At 72.6% G+C, this 3,625-nt stretch carries 3 protein-coding genes; 1 reads left to right on the top strand and 2 read right to left on the bottom strand.

Translation table 11 applies throughout. The features are described from left to right. Positions 1 to 129: 129 nt before the first annotated feature. Entirely contained in the window at positions 130 to 1,602 is a 1,473-nt protein-coding gene (locus ACFWPQ_RS51285; protein WP_384051994.1) for an MFS transporter, read from the bottom strand. Between the two features lie 209 nt (positions 1,603 to 1,811). On the opposite strand from ACFWPQ_RS51285, the gene ACFWPQ_RS51280 reads away from it, so the two are divergent. Beyond that, positions 1,812 to 2,468 (top strand): TetR/AcrR family transcriptional regulator, encoded by a 657-nt coding sequence (locus tag ACFWPQ_RS51280; RefSeq protein WP_384051992.1) that lies wholly within the window; start codon positions 1,812 to 1,814, stop codon positions 2,466 to 2,468. Here ACFWPQ_RS51280 and ACFWPQ_RS51275 read toward each other — a convergent pair. After that, on the bottom strand, positions 2,452 to 3,492 hold the full coding sequence (locus ACFWPQ_RS51275; protein ID WP_384051990.1) for a zinc-binding dehydrogenase: 1,041 nt from the start codon (positions 3,490 to 3,492) through the stop codon (positions 2,452 to 2,454). The two genes, ACFWPQ_RS51280 and ACFWPQ_RS51275, sit on opposite strands and share 17 nt — an antisense overlap. Between the last annotated feature and the right edge of the window lie 133 nt (positions 3,493 to 3,625).

Genomic DNA, 3,625 nt, shown 5'->3' with positions numbered 1-3,625 from the left:
CGGGCGGTGGTTGGGGGCGGTCGTGTTGTTTGGGGGCGGGGGGGGGGGGGGGGGTTGTGGGGGTGGGGTGGGGGGCCCCGGGCGCCGCCCGGCCCCTCCCCCCCGCGGTTCTCCATCCGCGTCCGGTGCTCAGCTCACGGACTCGGCCGCGGGCTCGGCCGGCGCCGCGGCGGGCTCCGGGTCCGCGGGGCGGCGGCCGGGCAGGAAGGAGGCGAGGACGAAGGCCAGGACGGCCGCGCCCGCGCCGAGCGCCATGACCACCTTGAAGCCGTTCTCGGAGGGCAGCGTGGTGCCGCCGAGGTTGATGGTCAGCTGGGCCAGGATCACCCCGGCGGCGGCGCTGGCCACCGACGTACCGATGGACCGCATCAGCGTGTTGAGGCTGTTCGCGGCGGCCGTCTCCGACGCCGGGACCGCACCCATGATCAGCGCGGGCATCGCGCCGTACGCGAAGCCGACGCCGGCGCCGATGATGCAGGAGACCAGGATCAGGTGCCAGACCTCGGACATCAGGACGATGTTGAGGCCGTAGCCCGCGGCGACGATCACCGCGCCGATCATGAGGGTGATCTTCGGCCCCTTGGCCCTGGTGATGGCGGCCGACACCGGGGCGAAGCCCATCATCACCAGTCCCTGCGGCGCCATCACCAGACCGACCGTCAGCATCGACCTGCCGAGGCCGTAGCCCGTCTGGGTGGGCAGCTGGAGCAGCTGCGGGAGCACCAGGGACATCGCGAACATCGAGAAACCGAACGCGATCGAGGCGAGGTTGGTGAACAGCACCTGGCGGCGGACCGTGGTGCGCAGGTCGACCAGCGGCTGGACGGTGCGCAGTTCGAAGAAGCCCCAGGCGAGCAGCACGACGACGGCGAGCGCGAACAGGCCGAGCGTGGTGCCGCTGGACCAGCCCCAGTCGGCGCCCTTGGAGACCGCGAGCAGCAGCGAGACCAGGCCGATCGCGAGGCCCACCGCGCCGATCGCGTCGAAACGGCCGCCCGAGCGCACCTTCGACTCCGGCACCAGCAGCATGACGAGCACGAACGCGACCACTCCGAGGGCGCCCGAGGTCCAGAACAGCACATGCCAGTCGTAGTGGTCCGCGATGAACGCGGCGGCCGGCAGGCCGAGCGCGCCACCGACGCCCAGTGAGGCGCTCATCAGCGCCGTCGAGCCGGCGAGGCGCTCCGGAGGCAGTTCGTCGCGCATGATGCTGATGCCCAGCGGCACCACGGCGGCCGCCAGGCCCTGGAGGCTCCGGCCGGCGATCATCGGGATCAGCGAGTCGCTCAGCGCGGCCACCACCGAGCCGGAGACCAGCAGCACCAGGCTGACCAGCAGCATCAGCCGCTTGCCGAACATGTCGCCGAGACGGCCGGCCACCGGGGTGGCCACGGCGGCGGCCAGCAGGGTCGCCGTCACCGCCCAGGCCGCGTTGGACGCGGAGGCGTTCAGGTACTTCGGCAGCTCCGGGACGATCGGGATCACCAGGGTCTGCATCAGCGAGACGGTGATACCGGCCAGGGCCAGCACCGCCACCACCGCGTTCGGACCGGTTCGCGCGGGTCCCCCGGACCCGGCGGGCTGGACAGGGGCTTCGGACATGGCAGAGGGCCTCCGTAGGCAGAGCAGGGGCGACTGGTCCATTATTTAAGTCAGTCGCTTGACTTACTGTACTGGCAGGGTGTCACCGCACTCGGCGGCCCTGCCGCGTAGGCTTTTTCGGCTGGACCTCGCCGCTTCGGACGAGGCCCCGGCACGGCTCGCGGGACCGGGCGTGCCGGGTGGTGCGCGGTCCCGGAGCGGTGGTGGGCATGACGGGCAGGACGGCGCGGGCGGACCAGGTCAGCGCGACACGGGAGGCCATCCTGGGTGCGGCGGAGCGGCTCTTCGCCGAACATGGCGTGTACGCCGTCTCCAACCGCCAGGTCAGCGAGGCCGCCGGCCAGGGCAACAACGCCGCCGTCGGCTACCACTTCGGCACCAAGGCCGACCTGGTTCGGGCCGTCGCCGCCCGGCACTTCGACCGGATCGAGGAGATCCGGGTCCGCCTGGAGGCCGAGCTCGGCGACTCCGACGACGTGCGCGACTGGGTGGACTGCCTGGTCCGCCCGATCACCGAGCACCTCGCGAGCCTGGGCAGCCCGACCTGGTACGCCCGCTTCTGCGCCCAGGTCATGACCGACCCCGCCCTCTACGACATCATGGTCGAGGAGTCCCTGACCTCGCCGTCGCTGCGCCGGGCCGTCGACGCGCTGCACCGACTGCTGCCCGAACTGCCCGCCGAGGTCCGCACCGAACGCGGCCTGATGGCACGGACGCTGATCCTGCACACCTGCGCCGAGCGGGAGCGCGCCCTCGCCGAGGACACCCCCACTCCGCGCGCCACCTGGAGCGACGCGGCCACCGGACTCACCGACGCGCTCCTCGGGCTGTGGCTGGCGCCCGTCTCCGCTACGCGTCGAAGGTGACGACGACCTTCTCCGCGGCCCCCGGGGCGAGCGCCAGCTGAAAGGCCCGGTCCACCTCGGTGAACGGGACGCGGTGGCTGATCAGCTTCGCGAACCGCTCGTGGTGCTCGACCAGTTCGGGGGTGACCTCGAAGATCTCCGTCGGATAGCCCTGCGAGGCGACGAGGGTCAGCTCGCTGCGCAGCATGCCGCCGAGGTCGATCTCGCCCTTCTTCTGCACGGCGACCATGACCAGCCTGGCGTGCCACCGCGCGTTGGCCACCACGGTGTTGAAGACCGCCGGGGCGCCGGCCGCGTCGATGAAGACGTCGGTGCCGGGGCGGGGCTGGCCCAGCGCGTTGGCGCTCTGCCCGTGCAGCTCGGTCAGCCGCGCGGTGACGTCCTCCTCGGCGGAGTTGATCACGGCGTCCGCGCCCACGGCCAGCGCCTTCTCCAGCCGGGCCGGGATGACGTCGGCGACGACGACGTGCTTGACACCCCGGAGCTTCAGCCAGATCGCCGCGCCGAGCCCGATCGGCCCGGCCCCGAACACGACCACCTTGTCGTCCGGACCGGCCTGCGAGCGGTTGACCGCGTGCCGGGACACGGCCATCGGCTCGTTGAGGGCGGCGACCTCGAACGGCACGGTGTCCGGGAACACCGCGACACTCCGTCCCACCTCGGCGTTCTCGATCAGCAGATACTCGCTGAGCGCGCCGTACCGGCCGCCGCACCCGATGATCCCGGTGGGCGCGTCCTGCGGGTTCACCACCACCCGGTCGCCCGTCTTCAGTCCCGTCACCTCGGCGCCGGCCTCGACGACCTCCCCGGCCGGCTCGTGGCCCAGGGCGATCGGGACCAGGTCGCCGCCGAGGTGGGCGCGGGCGGGCATGCCGCCCATGTGCAGGAAGGTGACGTCGGTGCCGCAGATTCCGCCCGCGCGGATCCTCAGCAGCACGTCCCTCGGGCCGGGCACGGGACGCTCGACGTCCACGACCTCGATCCTGCCGACGCCACCGGTCTGTACGGACTTCATCGTGGCCATGGGTGACTCTCGCTCTCTGGTGGTGCCGTGGTGGTTCGCCGGGCCGGGCGGCCCGGGGCAGGTCCCCGGGCCGGTCGCCGGACCGGGGGAGTGGGCCGGTGCCCGGCCCGGGGACCTCGCCGGATCCCGTCCC

It is taken from the genome of Streptomyces sp. NPDC058464 (assembly GCF_042721035.1).
GTDB lineage: Bacteria > Actinomycetota > Actinomycetes > Streptomycetales > Streptomycetaceae > Streptomyces.
Note: the sequence above shows the minus strand (reverse complement) of the source record. Positions and strands in the feature narration are given on the sequence as shown.

Coding starts and splice junctions, on each gene's coding strand:
- ACFWPQ_RS51285 (WP_384051994.1), bottom strand. CDS start 1,602: ATGTCCGAAGCCCCTGTCCAGCCCGCCGGGTCCGGGGGACCCGCGCGA.
- ACFWPQ_RS51275 (WP_384051990.1), bottom strand. CDS start 3,492: ATGGCCACGATGAAGTCCGTACAGACCGGTGGCGTCGGCAGGATCGAG.
- ACFWPQ_RS51280 (WP_384051992.1), top strand. CDS start 1,812: ATGACGGGCAGGACGGCGCGGGCGGACCAGGTCAGCGCGACACGGGAG.